Source organism: Kribbella speibonae, assembly GCF_004331375.1.
Classification (GTDB): domain Bacteria; phylum Actinomycetota; class Actinomycetes; order Propionibacteriales; family Kribbellaceae; genus Kribbella; species Kribbella sindirgiensis.
The window spans coordinates 1,896,170-1,915,146 of record NZ_SJKC01000001.1 but is presented as its reverse complement, the minus strand read 5'-3'; the positions used below and the strand labels follow the sequence as shown (position 1 = coordinate 1,915,146).

Sequence of the window (18,977 nt, the reverse complement as noted above, 5' to 3'; positions counted from 1 at the left end):
GACTCGCGTCAAGGGGTGCGCGAGAGGGCAACCGCGAGGCCGATCGTGCCGGCCATCACCGCGAGTTCCAGCACTGCCAGCTGCCGGAACGCCCCCGGTTCGCCGGCCGCCACCCGCGGGATCGTGTTCCGCCGGTGCAGCCAGCCGATGAAGACCAGGAGCGCGAACGCCAGCGTTTTCCCGAGCACGAGAACGCCGTACCCAGTGGTCACCCATTGCGTGATCAGCCCCCAGCCGTCCTGCCGGCCGCCGAGGTGGATCTCGGCGGTGAGGAGTCCGGTGATGCCGATCGTCACGGCGCAGACGAAGGCCAGCGCGCTGAACAGCTCAACGGCCTCGCGGGAGCGCGTGTACCGCAGTACTGCCCCCAACCCGCCGATCCAGGCGGTCGCGGCGACGACGTGGACGACGAGTGATGCGGTGGCGAGGACGGACCAGAGGCTGGTGCGGTCGATCGCGCCATGACCGGTGAGGAGCGGGCCGGTCAGGGCAGCGATCGTGAGTACGGCGGCCAGTCGGGCGGTACGCAAGGTCTTGGTACCGCTGAGGATCACGGCGAGTACGGCGGTGAGCACCACGGCGACTGCCAGCGCCCGGACCTGACTCAGCTGGCCGGCCGGTTCGGCGTGCTCGGCGAGATGGGACAGCGGGATGCCGAGGATCACGGTGGCGGTGGCGATCAGGCCGCCGATACTCGCGACCGACCAGATCCCGGCGGCCAGCGCGGCGTCCTGACAGGCGCGGATCGCTTTGTTTCCGAGCATTCCGTCCTTCGCCGGCAGGAACAGTACGACCGCCACCACGGCCCCGCCGGTGGCCACCGCGGCCGCGTCCGCGAGGATCCGCAGTACCGGAACTGCCCAGGAAACAGCGATTCCGGCGCCGAGCAGGCCGTCCGCCGGCCGCTGCGGCGCACCGCCGCCGGCGAGCAGCGCGACCACCATCACAACGATGCCGGTAGCAACTATCCCGAGCGCACGCCTCATGAGGCCGGACGGCGGCGGACGATCACCACGGCCAGCGCCACGACCACGAGCATCACCAGGCACATCGCGACGATCGTCACCGTGTTGGAGTTGCCCTCGGGCTGCGCCGGAGCGTCGGCCGGCTGGGTGGCGGGATGGCCGGCGTGCGTGACGGTGAAGGCGCCGCTGACGGTGATCGGGTGGCCGTCGGCCGAGACCACCCGGGCCTCGACCGTGTACTTACCGGCCTCGATCATCGCGCCGACCGGCTGCGTGACCGTGTTGTCGACCACCTGGACGGCACCGTTCGCGACGTTCGTACCGTTCGGCGCCTTCACCTGCACCTGCGTCCCGTTGGACCCGACCGGCTCGTTGAAGGTCAGCACCACCTTCGTCGGCGGGGCGGCCATCGAGGAACCGTCGGTCGGCGTCATCGATTCGAGCTTGGCGTGCGCCGCCGCCACGCCGGCGGAAACCACCAGCGTGAACAGCGACGCGACCAGTACTGCGATGAATCGGCGCATGGTTACTGCACCGCGGCCCGACGCGGCCGGAGCCCGAAAGCCAGACCGAGCAGCCCGACCAGCAAACCGCCACCGCCGAGCCAGCGCGCCACCGTGTCGGACGAATCGGTGGCCGCCGCGACCGGTGTGACCGCCGCGGCCAGCTTCAACGTCGGCGCCGGGTGTTCGGCCTCGGCGCCGTCCTTCGCGACGTCGGCCCACTTCACCACCTCGCCGTCGCTGTAGGTCTGATCCGCCGGGAAGCTCAACGCGTCCACGCCCTCGGGCAGCTTCCCGACCGACAGCGAGAACTCGTCGAAGTCGTTCGGCGGGATCCCGGCCCCGGTCGCGGTCCACGTGACCGTGGTGATCGCCTTGGTCAGCGTGACGTCACCGACCTTCACCTCGGCCGGCAACTTCTCTTCCTTCTTCTCCACCTTCCATCCGTCCTTCACCTGCGCACCCACGTGCGCGAACGGATGGTCCTTGGGCAGCGAGACGACGAGTTTCGTGGTGCTGGTGTTGTCCGACTCGGTCGGCACCCGGAACACCAGCTTCGCGTACCCGCCGGGCTTCGCGTCCGGCGACGACACCGTGACATGCGCCGACGCCGAACTCGCGGCGCCGATCACGACGAGCGCGGAGGCCGCGACGATCGCACCGGCACGCAGGATGAATCTCTTGGGCATGAGAGAACCTTTCAAGGCATACGAGTAGTCCGGCGCTGTACGGCCGGCTCAGAAAGCAGCAGTTACAGGGCGTGGCTGCTGACCCTGCGCCGTCGCGAGCAGGTGCTCGGTGCGGTGCATCGGCGTGCTGGAGCGAAGGCGTCGATGTGGTTCATCGTCGCCTTTGCTCCAGTGCGGCGAGGTGCCGTGCCGAGTGCCGCGCAGTAGGCGCGGGGTCAGCAGCCACGCCCAGGTCTGCCGGGAGGCCCGCGCCCGGAGACGCTCGTGCCGAGGCGGGACCCGTTCGGGGTCCACGACGTGAAGAAGCCGACAGCTGCGGGGACCAGCAGCACCGGACACAGGACCGGCAGTTCCGGGAGCAGTCGCGCGAACACCCGGCGTACCCGATGGACCCAGCGGTGCGCCTGGCCGATCGCGAGGACGCCCGCCAGCAGCGCACCCAGGTGGGTCGCCGTCATCATCAGGCTGCTCGCGATCGACATCCCGTGGTGCATGGTCAGCGAGTCCAGCGCGACGTGCACGAACAGCTGCACCCCGGCCAGCACGAGACCCGTCAGCAACAGCTCCCCCGCCAGGTACTCGCCGAGCAGCCAGCAGACGCCGGCCAACGCCGCCAGCGGAGGTACGACGCCGAGCGGCACACCGCCACCCCCGACGAGCGCATGACCGGCCACCGCCACCGCGACGCTCAGCGCCGCGACCACGGACGTCGTCCTGCGCTCGGTCACGGGAAAAGTCTGCCGTAGTCGTGCAACCATTCGGACGGCCCATCACGTTTGACTCGGCATGACTGGGGAGCGCCGCGGGTGAGAGCGGAGACGGAGCAGGACTACGTCGAGTTCGTCACGCATCATGCCAACTCTCTGTGCCGAACCGCTTACCTTCTGTGCGGGGACTGGCGGCGGGCAGAGGACGCGACCCAGGAGGCCCTGATCCGGCTGTACCGGGTCTGGGGCAGGATCCAGCGCAAGGGCGCGGTCGGTGCGTACGCGCGAAAGGTCGTGGTCTCCACCACACTCGACGCGCTCCGCCGGAAATCCAGCCAGGAGGTCGTCGGCGGCGACGAGTACTTCGCCAACGAGGCCGAGGCGGATGTGCTGGGCGTCGTCGAGAACCGGCTGGTGATCACGAAGGCCCTCGCCGAGCTTCCGCCCCGCCAGCGCGCGTGCGTCGTACTGCGGTACTTCGACGAACTGTCCGTCGAAGAGACCGCGACCGCCCTCGACTGCCGCCCCGGAACCGTGAAGAGCCAGACGCTGCGCGCCCTGGAGAAGCTGCGCACCCATCCGTCCCTGGCCGAGCTCTCCGACCTGGTAGGGATGAAATGACGGGCGAACTGAAGACCCTGATGGACCAGGCGACCGAGCGCGGTACGTCGTTCGCGCCCGACGTGACCGAACTGGTCGCGGCCGGCCGGCACCGGACCCGCCGCCGGCGCGCGGTGCTGGGCGCGGCCACGGCCGTCGGCACCGCGACCGCTGTGATCGCCGCACTGCTGGTGGGCAGGATCGTGGACACCCCGAAGGAGCCGCAACCGGCGACGGTCGCCCAGCCTGCCGCGATCACCGACCTGTGCGCGAAGTCCGACGACTTCTTCCGGACCGCGAACGACGACGCCTGGCGACGTCAGGTGGCGACCACCTGGACCGACAAGGTCGTCGAGGCGAGCGATGCCGACGGCACGATGACGGTTCGCCGGTCGCCGGACGGCACGCAGTACGCGTACTGCGTGGCGGGGGTGCCGATCCAGAAGCAGGTGCTGGGTGGGTTCGGCGCGACACTGCTGAACGTCGGCATCGTCACCCGCGAATACCAGATCCAGCGCTACTGGAGCATGGGCTGCGGCAACGCGCCGGTGAAGCGGGACTACGAGCAGGCCAGCTGCCGGGGTGTGCGGTACAGCTACGCGGGCCGGGTGCCGGAGGGAGTCACCCGGATCGCGTTCACCGGCCTGGGGCAGAGCAGCGACGCCACTGTCAAGGACGGGTACTGGGTGCACCGCGTCTACACCGACGACATCCTGAAGGGAAACACCGACCCGATCTACATCACGATGTACAACGACATCGGGAAGCAGGTGTTCAAGGAGCGGTACTGACGTCCTGCGATGATGTGCGGATGGACGTAGCTGTGCTGGAGATCGGGGGAAGCCACGTCACGGCGGCCGTGGTGGCGCCCGGCACGTGGGACGTGACCGAGGTGGACCGGGCGAAGCTCGAGTCGCAGAAGGCGGCCGGGGTGGTGGTCGAGCAGCTCGCGGAGACCGCCCGGAAGTTGCCGCTGGCAAACGGTCTGGCGGTCGCGCTGCCCGGTCCGTTCGACTTCGCCACCGGGGTCGCGTGGTACCGCGGTCAGGGCAAGTTCGACCAGCTGTACGGGTTCAACCTCGGCGAGGCGCTGAGCAGCGAACTGGGGATCGACCGGCTGCTGTTCATGAACGACGCGGAGGCGTTCGCGGTCGGCGAGTGGACCGCGGGCGAGGTCCGCGGGGTCGAACGCTGCGTCGGCGTCACGATCGGCACCGGCATCGGTACGGCGTTCCTCGCCGACGGCCGCGTGGTCCGCGAGGGCAGCACTGTCCCGCCGGGCGGTGAGCTGTACAAGACGACGTACGGCGGGAAACCGCTGGAGGACTCGATCTCCGCCCGCGCGATCCTCCGCCGGTACGCCGAGAGCGCCGGCGCCGAGGCCCCCGGCGTCAAGGAGATCGCCGACCAGGCCCGCGCCGGCGACACGACCGCTCTCGCCGTACTGCAGGCCGCCTTCACCGATCTCGCGGACGCCCTGAAGCCCTGGCTGGACCGTTTCGGTGTGACGCACACAGTCCTGGGCGGCTCGATCTCAGGCGCCTTCGACCTGATCGAGTCAGTCCTCGACTTCCCCGCCTCCGCGACACAGGACACCGAGCATTCGGCTCTCGTCGGCGCCGCCGCCCACTACCTACGCAGCGCGTAGCCGCTACGGTCGGGGGCGTGAAGATCGCCGCGCCCCGTGTCCGTGCCCAGCTCGAGTCCGCGCTTCCGGCGGAGATCGAGGACGAGGAGCGGTTGCTCGATCTCGGGCTGGAGGATGTGGATCTGAGCGATCTGGAGGCCGAGCACGTCGAGATCAGCGGTTGCCGGTTCACCCGGAGCAAGCTGGCCGGGTCCGACCTGGAGAAGCTGATCCTCGTCGACACCGAGCTCACCCAGTGCGACCTGGCGAACTCCCGCTGGTCCGACGCGGCGCTGACCCGGGTCGCGATCACCGGCTCCCGGATGATCGGATTCGCCGGGCCCGGCGCGAACCTCCAGCACGTGACCGTCCAGGACACCGTGCTCGACTTCGCGTCGTTCCGGTTCGCGAAGTTCTTCAAGGTCGCGCTGACCGACTGCCGCCTGCAGAGCGCCGACTTCGTCTCGGCCGACCTGACCGGCGCCGTGTTCCGCCGCTGCGACCTGTCCGGTGTGGAGTTCTCGCAGGTCAAGGCCGCCAAAGCGGTGTTCGTCGACTGCACCTGGGACGGCGCCAAGGGCCTAGCGTCACTGTCCGGGGCGACCGTGGCGGCTTCCTCCCCGATCGACACGCTCGCGTTCACCAGCGCTGTGACCGCCGCGAGCGGTATCACACTTGCTCACCCCGACGAGCTCGACTGACTGATCCCCGCAGGCGAACCCTTGGACCGGCGTGAGCCTGCCCACGCCGGGGCCGGGCAGGCCGGACGGCCCATTAAGGTGGGGACGTGACTGACTCGACGATCATCTACACCCACACCGACGAGGCTCCGGCGCTCGCCACGTACTCGTTCCTCCCTGTCGTCCAGGCGTACGCCGGCCAGGCCGGTGTCGGCGTGGAGACCCGGGACATCTCACTGGCCGGCCGGATCCTGGCCGTCTTCCCGGAGTACCTCCAGGACGACCAGCGGATCGCGGACGCGCTCGCCGAGCTCGGTGAGCTGGCCAAGACGCCCGCGGCGAACATCATCAAGCTGCCGAACGTCTCGGCCTCGGTCCCGCAGCTGAAGGCCGCGATCGCCGAGCTGCAGTCCCAGGGCTACGCGCTGCCGGAGTACCCGGACGAGCCGAAGACCGACGAGGAGCGGGAGGTCCAGGCCCGCTACGACAAGGTCAAGGGCTCCGCGGTGAACCCGGTGCTGCGCGAGGGCAACTCGGACCGCCGCGCCCCGGCCTCGGTGAAGAACTACGCCAAGACCCACCCGCACCGGATGGGCGCCTGGACGGCCGAGTCCAAGACCAACGTCGCGACGATGGACAACGACGACTTCCGCGCGACGGAGAAGTCGGCCGTGATCGAGTCCGCAGGCTCGCTGCGGATCGAGCTGGCCGGTGACGACGGCACCACGACGGTGCTGCGCGAGTCGGTCCCGGTCCTGGCCGGCGAGGTCGTCGACGCGTCCGTCCTGCACGTGGCCGCGCTGCGCGAGTTCCTGACCGCGCAGGTCGCCCGGGCGAAGGCCGAGGACGTGCTGTTCTCGGTGCACCTGAAGGCCACCATGATGAAGGTGTCGGACCCGATCATCTTCGGTCACGTCGTCCGCGCCTTCTTCCCGAAGACGTTCGCGCAGTACGGCGACGTACTGGCGAAGGCCGGCCTGGCCCCGAACGACGGCCTCGGCGGCATCCTGCACGGGATCGCGAGCCTGCCGGAGGGCGCCGAGATCAAGGCCTCCTTCGACGCCGAGCTGGCCGACGGCCCGAAGCTCGCGATGGTCGACTCGGACAAGGGCATCACCAACCTGCACGTCCCGTCCGACGTCATCGTCGACGCGTCGATGCCGGCCATGGTCCGGACGTCGGGGCACATGTGGGGCCCGGACGGCGCAGAGCACGACACCCTCGCCGTGCTGCCGGACCACAGCTACTCGGGGATCTACCAGGTCGTTCTCGACGACTGCCGCGCGAACGGCGCGTTCGACCCGGCCACCATGGGCTCGGTGCCGAACGTCGGCCTGATGGCGCAGAAGGCCGAGGAGTACGGCTCGCACGACAAGACCTTCGAGGTCCAGACCACGGGCACCGTCCGGCTGGTGGACGAGGCCGGCGACGTCGTGCTCGAGCAGGCCGTCTCGGCCGGTGACATCTTCCGCGCCTGCCAGACCAAGGACGCCCCGATCCAGGACTGGGTCAAGCTGGCCGTCAACCGGGCGCGCGCCACCGGCGACCCGGCGGTGTTCTGGCTGGACGAGACCCGGGCGCACGACGCTCAGATCATCACGAAGGTGCAGAAGTACCTGTTCGACCACGACACCGAGGGTCTGGACATCCGGATCCTGGCGCCGGTCGACGCGATCGGGTTCTCGCTGGAGCGGATCCGCCGCGGCGAGAACACCATCTCGGTGACCGGCAACGTGCTGCGTGACTACCTGACCGACCTGTTCCCGATCCTCGAGCTGGGCACTTCGGCGAAGATGCTGTCGGTCGTGCCATTGATGGCCGGCGGCGGCCTGTTCGAGACCGGTGCGGGCGGTTCGGCGCCGAAGCACGTACAGCAGCTGGTCAAGGAGAACTACCTGCGCTGGGACAGCCTGGGTGAGTTCTTCGCGCTGGCGGCGAGCTTCGAGCACCTGGCCCAGGCGACCGGCAACGCGCGGGCGCAGATCCTGGCCGACACACTCGACCGGGCGACCGCCACGTTCCTGAACGAGGACAAGTCCCCGACCCGTCGCGTCGGCGGAATCGACAACCGCGGCAGCCACTTCTACCTGTCCCTGTACTGGGCGCAGGAGCTGGCCAAGCAGACCGACGACGCCGACCTGGCCAAGGCCTTCGCGCCGCTGGCCGAGACCCTGGCCGCGAACGAGCAGACCATCGTCGACGAACTGCTCGCGGTCCAAGGCACCCCGGCCGACCTCGGCGGCTACTACCAGCCGGACCCGGCCAAGGCGGCCGCCATCATGCGTCCCTCCAAGACCTGGAACGACGCCCTCGCTACCCTCTGAGCGTCTTCAACAACGCGCCCCCGGTGCCCGACAGGGTGCCGGGGGCGCGTTGTTAATGCGTGGCAGCACCCACGATCGCCTTTCTAGACTGGCGGGCATGACAGCAACCCGATCCGTGCTTGCCGCGCAGGCGACGGACTTTCCGCGATGGTTCCAGGATGTGATTGCCAAGGCCGAGCTCGCTGACAACGGGCCGGTGCGGGGGACCATGGTGGTACGACCGTACGGGTACGGGATCTGGGAACTGTTGCAGGAGGCAATGAATCGGCGGATCAAGGCGACCGGGGCGCGGAACGCGTACTTTCCGCTGCTGATTCCGGAAAGCTACCTGCAGCGCGAGGCCGAGCACGTCGAGGGTTTCAGCCCGGAGCTCGCGGTCGTGACCCATGCCGGCGGCAAGCAACTCGAGGAGCCCGCGGTCGTCCGGCCGACGTCGGAAACCGTTGTCGGCGAGTACCTGGCCAAGTGGATCCAGAGCTACCGCGACCTCCCGCTGCTGCTCAACCAATGGGCGAACGTCGTCCGCTGGGAGCTCCGCCCGCGGCTGTTCCTGCGCACCACCGAATTCCTCTGGCAGGAGGGCCACACCGCGCACGTCTCCGCCGAGGACGCCCGCGCCTACGCGACGAAGATCCTGTACGACGTCTATCGCGAGGTCATGGTCGACGTCCTCGCGATCCCGGTCGTCGTCGGCCGCAAGACGCGACGGGAGCGGTTCGCAGGAGCCGTGAACACGATGACGCTCGAAGCGATGACGCGCGACGGCAAGGCCCTGCAGATGGGCACGTCGCACGAGCTCGGGCAGAACTTCGCGCACGCGTTCGACATCGGCTACCTGTCGAGCGAGGGACGGCGTGAGCTCGCGTGGACCACGTCCTGGGGCAGCAGCACCCGGATGGTCGGCGGCCTCATCATGGTGCACGGCGACGACGCCGGCCTCCGGGTCCCGCCGGCGGTCGCGCCGGTGCAGGTCGTCGTACTCGCGGTGAAGGACGAAGCCATCGAGGCGGCGCACCGGATCGCCGATGACCTGAAGGCTGCCGGGTTGCGGGTGGAAGTGGACGACCGTGCCGATCAGCCGTTCGGGCGCCGCGCGGTGAACTGGGAGCTGAAAGGCGTCCCGCTCCGCATCGAGATCGGACCCCGCGACCTCGCCGCCGGCAACGCCACCGTCGTACGCCGACTGCGCGACTCCGCCAAGACCGCCGTCGCCCTGATCGAGCTCACCGCACACGTCGCCGCCGCCCTCGAGGCGGACCAAGCACACCTCCTGACCGAGGCAAGCGCCCGCCAAACCGCCCGCATCACGGGGGTGTCCACAGTCGAGGAGGCGGTCGAGGCCGCGGGCACCGGCTGGGCGCGCATCCCGTACGACGCTGTCGGCGAACAGGGCGAGGACCGCCTGGGCGAATCCGGCATCACAGTCCGCTGCCTGCAACGCCCGGACGGCTCACTACCGGTGAACGACGACGAACCAGACCTGGTGGCCTACGTGGCCCGCTCGTACTAGCGGGCCAGGTACCTGCGGACGTCGTCGGCCACCTGGGAGCGGTAGCGGAAGCCGTATTTGCGGAGGATCGCGCTGAGGTGGGTCTTGACGGTGTTGAGGCTGACGCCGAGCTCGGCGGCCAGCTGGTCGTTGTCGAGGCCGTCGGTCAGTAGGACGGCGACGGCCTGCTGTGCCTTCGTCAGGCTGCTGAACCGGCGCTCGGGGCCCTCGTCGGTCTCCATCAGCATCTCGATCAGCTCGGACTGGATGTGCTCGGCGGCGTCGACGATCCGCTCCAGGTGCGTGTGGACGGCGGTACTCACGTCGGGCTCGTCCAGCGCCTCGGCCGCGATCTCCCGGATCGAGGCGACCCGGTGCGTCAGGTACTCCATCACGTGGTCGGAGGTCAGCAGGTTCGGGCCGATGTCCCCCGCGGGCAGCCGGCGCAACGACTCCCGGTCCTCGCCCTCACGGGTCAGGACCCGCTCGACCACCTCGCACAGCCACTCGAACGCCCGCACGGCGTTGTCGTCGTACGCCTTGGATTCGTAGCTCTGCATCGAGAGCATCCCGAACAGCTGATCGGGCCCGTCCTTGGCCGGCCGGAAGATCGGCACCGTCACCGCGTCCCCGGACCGCCGCCGCAGGTCCCCCACCGGTACGCCGGCGTGCAGGGTGGAACCGTTGTCGTAGGCGAACCTGTAGGTGTGCCGGTGCTTGATCAGCCAGGCCGTCTGCCCGTTCGGACCGAAGATATGGGTGTCCGGGTTCACGTACTCGCCGTCGTCGTACCCGTACGGGAACCGTACGCGGCTGGTGCCCTGCAAGAACCCGACGTAGAAGGCGTCGACGCGCGCGATCTTCCCGGCCACCACCCGTACGTAGTCGTACAGACCGTAGTGGTCGGCCCGGAACAACGCCTCGATCTTGTGGTACGCCTCGCGCAGGATGATCGCGGTCTCCGCGTCCACCCTCAGCGGGGCGACCTTCTCTGACTCCACAACGTCGGCTCCCCACACACACCTCGGCTGTATCGATCACTCGACTATCGCGCTGTACCCAGCGACTTGCCAAGTGATGCGGCCGAAGACGTGCCGAAACCGCGGTCGCGGATGGTGCCTACAGGTTCCCGAGTCGCCCTCCCAAGCCTCGGCCGAACCCTTGCACCACCCGCGACCACGAGCAGGACACCAGTGACTGTTGAGCCCCCGCGTCGATCGGTCCCGCCGCCCCCGGCGCGACCCCGACCCCCCGACGGATGGTTCGGTGCCCTTCCTCCCCCTGTTGCCTACACCGTGCCACCGATCGCCGAGCGTGACCATCGCCCGGCGCATGATCTTGCCGGGCCTCCGATCTCACTCCGGGGATGAGACGGTGTGTATACGATTACAGCCAGCTGGTGTCGAGCGGTTTGCCTTCGGCGTACCCGGCGGCCGTCTGCAGGCCGACGACGGCGCGCTCGTTGTACTCGGTCAGGTTGGCGGCGCCGACGTACGTGCAGGAGCTGCGGATGCCCGAGACGATCGAGTCCAGCAGGTCCTCGACGCTCGGGTTCTCCGGGTCAAGATACATCCGGGCGGTCGAGATGCCCTCCTCGAAGATGCTCTTCCGGGCCCGCTGGAACGCCGAGTCCTCGGCGGTCCGGGACCTGACGGCGCGGGCCGACGCCATCCCGAAGCTCTCCTTGTAGATCCGGCCCTGGCTGTCCCGGTGCGGGTCGCCGGGCGACTCGTACGTACCGGCGAACCAGGACCCGATCATCACGCTCGACGCCCCCGCGGCCAGTGCGAGCGCGACATCCCGCGGATGCCGTACGCCGCCGTCCGCCCAGACGTGCTTGCCGAGTTCGCGTGCCCTGGTCGCGCACTCGAGTACGGCGGAGAACTGCGGACGCCCGACGGCCGTCTGCATCCGGGTCGTGCACATCGCGCCCGGGCCGACACCGACCTTCACGATGTCCGCGCCGGCGTTCACCAGGTCCGTCACACCTTCGGCGGTGACTACGTTGCCGGCCACGATCGGCACCTGCGGGCCGAGCGCGCGAACCCGTTCGACCACCTCGAGCATCCGCTCCTGGTGACCGTGCGCGGTGTCGATGACGAGGACGTCCACGCCGACGTCCAGCAACGCCTTCGCCTTCTGCTCGGCGTCGCCGTTGATCCCGATCGCGGCGGCGACACGGAGCCTGCCGCCGGCGTCGAGTGCTGGTTCGTACAGCGTTGCGCGGAGGGCGCGCTGGCGGGTCAGGATGCCGACGATTTCGTTGTTGGCGTCAACCACCGGGGCCAACCGGTGCCGACCGTCGTGCAGCTGCTCGAACGCGGTCTCGGGGTCGACGCCCTGCGGGACCGTCAGCAGCTCGCGGGACATGACCGCGTCCAGCTGGGTGAACCGGTCGACGCCGGAGCAGTCCGCCTCCGTCACCACACCGACCGGCCGACCCTGGTCCACGACGATCACCGCGCCGTGGTTGCGCTTCGGCAACAGGTTCAGCGCCTCGCCGACGGTCCCGGTCGGCGGCAGCGTCAGGGCCGTGTCGTGGACCGGATCCCGTTCCTTGATCCAGGCAACCACCTCGGAGACGACATCGACCGGAATGTCCTGCGGAATCACCGCGAGACCACCGCACCGCGCGATCGTCTCGGCCATCCGCCGCCCCGACACCGCCGTCATGTTCGCCGCGACCACCGGAATCGACGCCCCGGTCCCGTCCGACGTCGCCAGATCCACATCCAGCCGAGACGCCACCCGCGACCGGTTCGGCACCAGGAACACATCACTGAAAGTCAGGTCCCCCGCCGGCTCCCGATCATGATGAAACCGCATGTCAGACCCCTTCCGCCCGGATTGAAAGCATTCTGAAAGTACGGGCCGATGTACTGCGGTGGACAGGCAACGTCTACCGATTGGGACGAAATGACTCGGGGAACGATCATCGCTACAGGTCTGGCAACTGTCGGCCTGGCTGCCGGCGCACTTGCCGTCGCCGCACCGACACAAGCAGCTACAGACACTGCCGCCGCCTCGCCGTGCCGGGTGGCCGCGAGGGCACACAACGACACCATCCGCCTCTGGTACTGCAACGGAACCGGCGGCACCCGCCAGGGCTACCACGCCCAGGCCCTGCTGTACTCCGGCAGCAACGTCGTGCTCCGCACCGCCTCCGGCTACCAGGCCCGCTACAACAAGAACAACACCGGCGGCGTACTCCCCATCTGGATGAACACCGGCACCTGGTGGGAAGGCGCCCTCAGCAACATGCGCGCCTGCAGTGGCACCCTCTGCACGGCCCTCGCCAGCTGACCCACTCGGTGAACCCTCGCTGCGGGAGGATCGCAGGTCAACCTGCTGCGACCAGCCGAGGAGAGCAATATGGCCGACGAGATCAGCGACGAAGAGACCCGGGCCCGCCTGGGCGACGCCCGGGATCCCAGGGAGGCCGCCGGCCTGGTCGACAAGTTCACCGGGTCCGGCTTCCAGGCCCCCGCCGGCAGCCTCCACGAGAACTACCAGCAACTCAAAGACGCCGGCGTCGACGACAAAACCCTCGCCGCCGTCATCCGAGGCAAGGAAGCCAAGGCCGCCGGCAAAGGCCCGGCCAAGTAACACCTCCGGCTCATCGCCGCGGCGGCTCAGCGACTGACGTCCTGAGCCCGCCGCGGCGAGCCTTTCGCGGCGTGATGACCGAAGTGGGCCGACGTCAACGGCCGTGACGTTGCCAACGGCACCTGACCGGCGAAGGCGTGTGCGATGGCGCGGTTGGCGTCGAGTTCGGCTTGGCGCTGGGCTTGGTTCTGTCTGAGGCTGGGCATGCGATCGCCGAACGCGTTGAGCCCCGGCTGACGGTCGTGCAGGTTGCGATTGAGCCGAGCGCAGGTGTGTTCGTAGATGTTGCCGGAACCCTGCCGCGGCTTCACAGCCAACAACTCCCGCCGGGGCTGCCCACCGGGCCTTTCGGGCGGCATCTCCCGAAACACCAGCCGATAGTCAGCCTTCTGCTGCGGATCGGACTGCAGATACGCAGTCACACAGTCCCGCAAATCCCCCTTCCCAGACTCATACCCCAACGCATGCCGCCCATCCGCCGCCCCGTTAGCCAGGGCGCCGATCTGTTTCAGCACCTGGCGATGCAGGTAACCGGCCGACCCCCGCGGGTCCTTCTCCGCGGCTGCCGCAAGGCGCATCAGGTCGACCGCGAACTCTTTGCCAAGAACAACCTCGTACAGCGGTAGGTCCCCGCTCATGGCGAGTCGTCTTCTCGCCGCGCGCGCTCCGCCTCCTCACGCTCCTCCTGGCGGATCTCCTCGAGGACCTGCTGGCTGTACGGCCCCATCATCTCGGCGATCTGGTCGATGGTCATCGGGCGGCTGTCCGGGAGGGGTTCGGTCGCGTAGACGCGACGCGTCGGATCGTCGATCGTCCCGGCCGGGGGCTCGTCGTCGCCGCGCAGTTGGCGGTACTGCGACGTCGACATGATCACGGCCTCCGGCTCGCCGCCGTCACCCCACACCACCGGCACGAACGACCCGTCCCGGATCGCAGCCACCATCCCCGCAAGCTCCGCCCCCACCGTCTCCACCGCGACCACCCCAGAACGACGCTCGAACTTCGACTCACCCCCAAGCTCCTCGAACTGGTCGTACGTCAGCAGCACACCCTCCGGCACCCCACCGTCACCAAAGCTGAACGCCATCCCCCGCCCACGCCGAAACCGACCCAGCACCCCGGCAACATCCCGCCGCACATCCTCAACCGACCGAACCGCAGAACCCTCAGTAGCCATACCCCGACACTACGACGCCCACGACACCCAAACCCCAGTTATCCACAGCCGCCAGCACCACTTGCAGCAACCTGCAGCCCTGTGGATATCCGGACCGACGAACACCCTCCGTATGCGAGGCTTACACCAACAGCATCCAGAACGGAGCCTCCATGCCCCGCCACCCGGCCCTCCGCCTCACAACCGCAGCCACCTGCGCCCTCTTGGCGCTAACGGCCTGCCAAGGCTCCCCAGACGCCGGGCAACCGAACACGGCTCCGCCGCCGTCCACTTCATCCCCCGCCTCGTCCCCCACTCCGTCCCCGACTCCCAGCGACACGCCTGAGGAAGTGGCTGTGGCCGAAGCTTCGGTTGCGTACCGAGGGTTCGTCGCCGCGACGGACGCGATGTACAGGAGCGGCGGCCGCAACGTGACAGCGCTGAACAAGTACGCGAGCGGCGTGATGCTGAAAGCCGAACTCATCGAGGCAGAGAAGTTCCGCGGTGACAAATGGCACTCCGTCGGAAGTCTTCAGGTCGTCTGGATCAAGCCGTTGAGCATCGGCAAGCCGAATGCCAGTGGTCAGATCGACAACCTGATCCTCAGCGCGTGCGTCGACTCCTCGAAGGCCGGCGCCGTGGACTCCAAAGGCAAGAGCGTCAGACCCCCTGGAACACCGACCCAAACCGTTGACGAGATGCGCATGCGTCGCGTCCAGGGCACTTGGAAAGCTGACTTCGCGCAAAGCAGGAAACCCGCGAAATGCTGACTTCCAAGCTCCTCGGCCTCGCCGTGATTCTGTCCCTCGTCGGACCATCCGCCGCGTTCGCCGACCCGACACCCGGCACACCCGGATGCGTCATCGGGTGGAGCGCTGGACAATGCGTCTACTCCGTAGAGGATGACGGCCATCCGCCGAAAACCTCGGTTAAGACCACGCCCGGAGCCAAGAAGACCAGTGAGACTGCCGCCTGTGTCTGGGAAGGGCAGGTTGTGCCGTGCCGGACCGGAGACGGGTTTTTTGATGCAGCATCAGGATGCTATCTGCGTCCGCTGGCCGGGCCCAGGTCCTTGGTCTCCCCGAGCAAGGTCAGCGACTACCCAGCGGGTACGAAGTTCTACGAATGCTGGTTGATTCTTGGCATCGACGAGGGTAAGCCGATCGTCCAGATCACGCCCGAGTCGGTGAACCGGCCGCCAGGTGAGACGCAGACCATCGATCCCCGGGTGGCAGCCCGACGGGTCGTGGAATCCATGAACTTCGTGGCGCCTCAGCTTGGGTTGTCGCCGTACGTTCAGAGTGCGGATCGGGTCGGGATCGTCAATGTGCCGGTTTGGATGTGGGTGACTGACCCGGGTGCTACGACGACCGGGCCGCAGACGAAGGTCGCGGCGCTCGGTGGTGTCTCCATCACAGCGACCGGGACGGTCGACCGCATTGAGTGGTCCATGGGTGAGGGCGAGACCGTGACCTGTAAAGGCGCCGGCACCCCGTTCACCAAGGCGATGGCAACGGGCAAGTCGCTCAAGGACATGCCGTCCTCACCGACCTGCGGCTTCAGGTACAGCAAGACCTCCCACTGCGAGAAGTCCGGCAAGTACAACGTCACCGCAACGGCGTACTGGACCGTTCACTGGACCGGCGGCGGCATGCAGGGCGACATCCCGCTCGACTTCAGCCGCTCCATCCCCCTCCAGATAGCCGACCTGCGCCCTGTCCTCGTCGACCCGGACGGCGGCTCGGCGTCGCCGTCGGTTGGACCGCGCGGCTGCAGCGGCTGACGCGAGAAGACCGGCCCCTGAACGGAGCCGGTCTTCTGTCACGCCTTTGGGGAAAGAAATTCGCGCCTGGCGACTATTTCTTTCCCCAAAGCTGCGGTGTCGGTCAGCGGTGGAGGTCGAAGCGGTCGAGTTCCATGACCTTGTGCCAGGCGGTGACGAATTCGTCGACGAACTTCTGCTGGGCGTCGTCGCTGGCGTAGACCTCGGCGAGGGCGCGGAGTTCGGAGTTCGAGCCGAAGACCAGGTCGGCGCGGGTGCCGGTCCACTTGACCTCACCGTTGACGGTGGCCTCGAACGTCTCCTCGCTCCCGTCGGTGGCGTGCCACTCGGTGCCGAGGTCGAGCAGGTTCACGAAGAAGTCGTTCGTGAGCGTGCCGGGGTTGTCGGTGAGTACGCCGTACTTCGAACCGTCGTAGTTCGCGCCGAGAACGCGGAGGCCGCCGACCAGGACCGTCAGCTCCGGAGCGCTCAGCTTGAGCAGGTTCGCGCGGTCGAGCAGCAGGTACTCGGCCGGGAGGCGGTTGCCCTTGCCGTAGTAGTTGCGGAACCCGTCCGCGACCGGCTCGAGCGCGGCGAACGAGTCGGAGTCGGTCTGCTCCGCCGACGCGTCCACCCGGCCGGACGTGAACGGTACGACGACGTCGTACCCGGCGTTCTTGGCCGCGATCTCCACACCGACACCGCCGGCGAGGACGATCACGTCGGCCAGCGAGACCGGCTTCGCGAACGACTGCTGGATGCCCTCGAGCGTCCGCAGGACCTGCGCGAGCTCGTCGGGGTTGTTGACCTCCCAGCCGCTCTGCGGCTGCAGGCGGATCCGGGCACCGTTGGCGCCGCCGCGCTTGTCACTGCCACGGAACGTCGACGCGGACGCCCACGCGGTCGAGACCAGCTGCGCCACCGACAGACCGGATGCCGCGATCGCGGCCTTCAGCGCGGTCACGTCGCCGTCGGTGAGCGGCTCGCCGGAAGCCTCCGGCAGCGGGTCCTGCCAGATCAGCACCTCGCTCGGGACCTCGGAGCCGAGGTACCGGACGCGCGGGCCCATGTCGCGGTGGGTCAGCTTGTACCAGGCGCGCGCGAACGCGTCCGCGAACGCGTCCGGGTCCTCCTTGAAGCGGCGCGAGATCGGCTCGTAGATCGGGTCGAAGCGCAGGGACAGGTCGGTGGTCAGCATCGTCGGCAGCTTCTTCGGGCCGTCGTACGCGTCCGGGATGATCGCCTCGGCGTCCTTCGCGACCCACTGGTTCGCGCCGGCCGGGCTCTGCGACAGCTCCCACTCGTAGCCGAACAGGATGTCGAAGAAGTCGCTCGACCACTGCGTCGGCTTCGTGGTCCAGGTGACCTCGAGGCCGCTGGTGATCGCGTCCTTGCCCTTGCCGGTGTTGTACGTGCTCTTCCAGCCCAGGCCCTGCTGCTCGATCGACGCGCCCTCGGGCTCGGCGCCGACGTTCTCTGCCGGGCCCGCGCCGTGGGTCTTGCCGAACGTGTGGCCGCCGGCGATCAGCGCGACGGTCTCCTCGTCGTTCATCGCCATCCGGCCGAACGTCTCGCGGATGTCGCGGGCCGCCGCGATCGGGTCCGGGTTGCCGTTCGGGCCTTCCGGGTTCACGTAGATGAGGCCCATCTGGACCGCACCGAGCGGACGCTCGAGGTCGCGGTCACCGGAGTACCGCTTGTCGTCCAGCCAGGTGGTCTCCGGACCCCAGTACACGTCGGTCTCCGGCTCCCACACGTCCTCGCGACCACCGGCGTACCCGAAGGTCTTGAAGCCCATGGTCTCCAGCGCGACGTTGCCGGTGAGGACCATCAGGTCGGCCCAGGAGATCTTCTGGCCGTACTTCTTCTTCACCGGCCACAGCAGCCGGCGGGCCTTGTCCAGGTTGCCGTTGTCCGGCCAGCTGTTCAGCGGCGCGAACCGCTGCTGACCGGCGCCCGCGCCACCGCGGCCGTCGTGGATCCGGTACGTGCCGGCGCTGTGCCAGGCCATCCGGATCATCAGCGGGCCGTAGTTCCCGAAGTCGGCCGGCCACCAGTCCTGCGAGGTGGTCAGGACGTCGGCGATGTCCGCCTTCACGGCGGCCAGGTCCAGGGTCCGGAACTCCGCGGCGTAGTCGAACTCCTCGCCGAGCGGGTTCGCGACGGCCGGGTTCTTGGCCAGGATCTTCAGGTTCAGCTGGTTCGGCCACCATTCGCGGTTGGCGTTCCCGCTGGTCGGGTGCACGCCCTGACCGTGGTCGACCGGGCAGCCACCGGTCTCGGCCTCGCCGCGGCTCTCCGCGGAGGCTTCGCCGGGCAGGGGCTCATGGTTCTCGGACATCAGATTCCTTCCAGACTGGACGTTTTCACAGGAAGTCAGGTACGTCGTGCGCAGTCCGCGCACAGGCCCCAATAGATGACCTCGGCCTCGTCGATGACGAAACCGTGGTCCTCGGACGCGGTCAGGCAGGGCGCATGCCCGACCGCACAGTCGACGTCGGCGATGGCGCCGCACGACCGGCAGACAGCGTGGTGGTGGTTGTCACCGACGCGCGATTCGTACCGCGCCACCGACCCCAACGGCTGGATCCGCCGCAGCAGGCCCGCCGCCGTCAAGGTGTGCAGCGAGTCGTACACCGCCTGGTGCGACGCCTGGGGCAATTCGTTGCGCACGGCACCGATAATCGAGTCGGTATCCGCATGCGGATGCCCGTACACCGCGGCCAGCACCGCCAGCCGTGGCCGAGTCACCCGCAGCGAAGCCCCACGCAACAGCCCCTGAAGCTCCTCCACCGTCGGCACGCCCCAGAGTCTTCCGCGTTTTCTGGAATGAGTCAAGAATAGCTGACGCGATTCTCAACCTGAGACA

20 protein-coding genes are annotated in these 18,977 nt (G+C 68.5%); 10 read left to right on the top strand and 10 right to left on the bottom strand.

Annotated features, from left to right (window positions below):
• Nucleotides 1-8: 8 nt before the first annotated feature.
• The 4 genes from E0H92_RS09650 to E0H92_RS09635 all read right to left on the bottom strand — a co-directional run bounded on the left by E0H92_RS09650 (nt 9) and on the right by E0H92_RS09635 (nt 2,885).
• Nucleotides 9-986 (bottom strand): copper resistance D family protein, encoded by a 978-nt coding sequence (locus E0H92_RS09650; protein WP_131496010.1) that lies wholly within the window; start codon nt 984-986, stop codon nt 9-11.
• Complete coding sequence (locus tag E0H92_RS09645; protein WP_131496009.1) at nt 983-1,489, bottom strand: copper resistance CopC family protein; 507 nt, start codon at nt 1,487-1,489, stop codon at nt 983-985. Before E0H92_RS09645 ends, E0H92_RS09650 begins: the two co-directional genes overlap by 4 nt.
• Before the next feature lie 2 nt (nt 1,490-1,491).
• Nucleotides 1,492-2,157, bottom strand: a complete 666-nt coding sequence (locus tag E0H92_RS09640) for a YcnI family copper-binding membrane protein (RefSeq protein WP_131496008.1) — start codon at nt 2,155-2,157, stop codon at nt 1,492-1,494.
• A gap of 215 nt (nt 2,158-2,372) precedes the next feature.
• Nucleotides 2,373-2,885, bottom strand: a complete 513-nt coding sequence (locus E0H92_RS09635; RefSeq protein WP_131496007.1) for a hypothetical protein — start codon at nt 2,883-2,885, stop codon at nt 2,373-2,375.
• A gap of 78 nt (nt 2,886-2,963) precedes the next feature.
• Between E0H92_RS09635 and E0H92_RS09630 the strand changes: the two genes are divergently transcribed.
• The 6 genes from E0H92_RS09630 (at nt 2,964) to proS (ending at nt 9,605) form a co-directional block, all read left to right on the top strand.
• A complete protein-coding gene (locus E0H92_RS09630) occupies nt 2,964-3,485 on the top strand; it encodes a SigE family RNA polymerase sigma factor (RefSeq protein ID WP_131288111.1) in 522 nt (173 codons plus the stop codon).
• A complete protein-coding gene (locus tag E0H92_RS09625) occupies nt 3,482-4,255 on the top strand; it encodes a hypothetical protein (protein WP_131496006.1) in 774 nt (257 codons plus the stop codon). The genes E0H92_RS09630 and E0H92_RS09625 overlap by 4 nt, the downstream gene beginning before the upstream one ends.
• A 20-nt stretch (nt 4,256-4,275) precedes the next feature.
• Nucleotides 4,276-5,112, top strand: a complete 837-nt coding sequence (locus E0H92_RS09620) for an ROK family protein (protein ID WP_131496005.1) — start codon at nt 4,276-4,278, stop codon at nt 5,110-5,112.
• 17 nt (nt 5,113-5,129) lie between these two features.
• On the top strand, nt 5,130-5,792 hold the full coding sequence (locus E0H92_RS09615; protein ID WP_131496004.1) for a pentapeptide repeat-containing protein: 663 nt from the start codon (nt 5,130-5,132) through the stop codon (nt 5,790-5,792).
• A gap of 86 nt (nt 5,793-5,878) precedes the next feature.
• Nucleotides 5,879-8,095, top strand: a complete 2,217-nt coding sequence (locus E0H92_RS09610) for an NADP-dependent isocitrate dehydrogenase (RefSeq protein WP_131496003.1) — start codon at nt 5,879-5,881, stop codon at nt 8,093-8,095.
• Between the two features lie 97 nt (nt 8,096-8,192).
• Nucleotides 8,193-9,605: a proline--tRNA ligase gene (proS, locus tag E0H92_RS09605; protein WP_131496002.1), complete on the top strand. Its 1,413-nt coding sequence runs from the start codon at nt 8,193-8,195 to the stop codon at nt 9,603-9,605.
• Here the strand turns inward: proS and E0H92_RS09600 are convergent.
• Nucleotides 9,602-10,585 carry a helix-turn-helix transcriptional regulator gene (locus tag E0H92_RS09600; protein ID WP_131496001.1) on the bottom strand — a complete coding sequence of 328 codons (984 nt, stop codon included), beginning with the start codon at nt 10,583-10,585 and terminating at the stop codon, nt 9,602-9,604. The genes proS and E0H92_RS09600 overlap by 4 nt on opposite strands.
• 385 nt (nt 10,586-10,970) lie before the next feature.
• Complete coding sequence (locus E0H92_RS09595; protein ID WP_131468392.1) at nt 10,971-12,410, bottom strand: GuaB1 family IMP dehydrogenase-related protein; 1,440 nt, start codon at nt 12,408-12,410, stop codon at nt 10,971-10,973.
• A 90-nt stretch (nt 12,411-12,500) separates the two neighbouring features.
• Here E0H92_RS09595 and E0H92_RS09590 point away from each other — a divergent pair, with 90 nt between their 5' ends.
• Nucleotides 12,501-12,887 (top strand): hypothetical protein, encoded by a 387-nt coding sequence (locus tag E0H92_RS09590; protein ID WP_131468393.1) that lies wholly within the window; start codon nt 12,501-12,503, stop codon nt 12,885-12,887.
• A gap of 69 nt (nt 12,888-12,956) precedes the next feature.
• Nucleotides 12,957-13,190: a hypothetical protein gene (locus E0H92_RS09585; RefSeq protein WP_131496000.1), complete on the top strand. Its 234-nt coding sequence runs from the start codon at nt 12,957-12,959 to the stop codon at nt 13,188-13,190.
• 26 nt (nt 13,191-13,216) lie between these two features.
• On the opposite strand, the gene E0H92_RS09580 is transcribed toward E0H92_RS09585, so the two are convergent.
• Nucleotides 13,217-13,828 carry a hypothetical protein gene (locus tag E0H92_RS09580; protein WP_131495999.1) on the bottom strand — a complete coding sequence of 204 codons (612 nt, stop codon included), beginning with the start codon at nt 13,826-13,828 and terminating at the stop codon, nt 13,217-13,219.
• Nucleotides 13,825-14,277 (bottom strand): hypothetical protein, encoded by a 453-nt coding sequence (locus tag E0H92_RS09575; protein ID WP_131495998.1) that lies wholly within the window; start codon nt 14,275-14,277, stop codon nt 13,825-13,827. The genes E0H92_RS09580 and E0H92_RS09575 overlap by 4 nt, the downstream gene beginning before the upstream one ends.
• A 425-nt stretch (nt 14,278-14,702) precedes the next feature.
• On the opposite strand from E0H92_RS09575, the gene E0H92_RS09570 reads away from it, so the two are divergent.
• The gene (locus E0H92_RS09570; protein ID WP_131468399.1) at nt 14,703-15,116 is read left to right on the top strand and encodes a hypothetical protein; all 414 of its coding nucleotides are present in this window, start codon (nt 14,703-14,705) and stop codon (nt 15,114-15,116) included.
• Nucleotides 15,110-16,129 (top strand): hypothetical protein, encoded by a 1,020-nt coding sequence (locus E0H92_RS44085; protein ID WP_165549727.1) that lies wholly within the window; start codon nt 15,110-15,112, stop codon nt 16,127-16,129. Before E0H92_RS09570 ends, E0H92_RS44085 begins: the two co-directional genes overlap by 7 nt.
• A 103-nt stretch (nt 16,130-16,232) precedes the next feature.
• Here E0H92_RS44085 and katG read toward each other — a convergent pair whose 3' ends face one another.
• Both katG and E0H92_RS09555 read right to left on the bottom strand, forming a co-directional pair.
• Complete coding sequence (gene katG, locus E0H92_RS09560) at nt 16,233-18,449, bottom strand: catalase/peroxidase HPI (protein ID WP_131495996.1); 2,217 nt, start codon at nt 18,447-18,449, stop codon at nt 16,233-16,235.
• A gap of 35 nt (nt 18,450-18,484) precedes the next feature.
• On the bottom strand, nt 18,485-18,910 hold the full coding sequence (locus E0H92_RS09555) for a Fur family transcriptional regulator (protein WP_131468405.1): 426 nt from the start codon (nt 18,908-18,910) through the stop codon (nt 18,485-18,487).
• Nucleotides 18,911-18,977 lie beyond the last annotated feature (67 nt).

Coding starts and splice junctions, on each gene's coding strand:
- E0H92_RS09650 (WP_131496010.1), bottom strand. CDS start 986: ATGAGGCGTGCGCTCGGGATAGTTGCTACCGGCATCGTTGTGATGGTG.
- E0H92_RS09645 (WP_131496009.1), bottom strand. CDS start 1,489: ATGCGCCGATTCATCGCAGTACTGGTCGCGTCGCTGTTCACGCTGGTG.
- E0H92_RS09640 (WP_131496008.1), bottom strand. CDS start 2,157: ATGCCCAAGAGATTCATCCTGCGTGCCGGTGCGATCGTCGCGGCCTCC.
- E0H92_RS09625 (WP_131496006.1), top strand. CDS start 3,482: ATGACGGGCGAACTGAAGACCCTGATGGACCAGGCGACCGAGCGCGGT.
- E0H92_RS09620 (WP_131496005.1), top strand. CDS start 4,276: ATGGACGTAGCTGTGCTGGAGATCGGGGGAAGCCACGTCACGGCGGCC.
- proS (WP_131496002.1), top strand. CDS start 8,193: ATGACAGCAACCCGATCCGTGCTTGCCGCGCAGGCGACGGACTTTCCG.
- E0H92_RS09595 (WP_131468392.1), bottom strand. CDS start 12,410: ATGCGGTTTCATCATGATCGGGAGCCGGCGGGGGACCTGACTTTCAGT.
- E0H92_RS09590 (WP_131468393.1), top strand. CDS start 12,501: ATGACTCGGGGAACGATCATCGCTACAGGTCTGGCAACTGTCGGCCTG.
- E0H92_RS09585 (WP_131496000.1), top strand. CDS start 12,957: ATGGCCGACGAGATCAGCGACGAAGAGACCCGGGCCCGCCTGGGCGAC.
- E0H92_RS09580 (WP_131495999.1), bottom strand. CDS start 13,828: ATGAGCGGGGACCTACCGCTGTACGAGGTTGTTCTTGGCAAAGAGTTC.
- E0H92_RS09575 (WP_131495998.1), bottom strand. CDS start 14,277: ATGGCGTTCAGCTTTGGTGACGGTGGGGTGCCGGAGGGTGTGCTGCTG.
- E0H92_RS44085 (WP_165549727.1), top strand. CDS start 15,110: ATGCTGACTTCCAAGCTCCTCGGCCTCGCCGTGATTCTGTCCCTCGTC.
- katG (WP_131495996.1), bottom strand. CDS start 18,449: ATGTCCGAGAACCATGAGCCCCTGCCCGGCGAAGCCTCCGCGGAGAGC.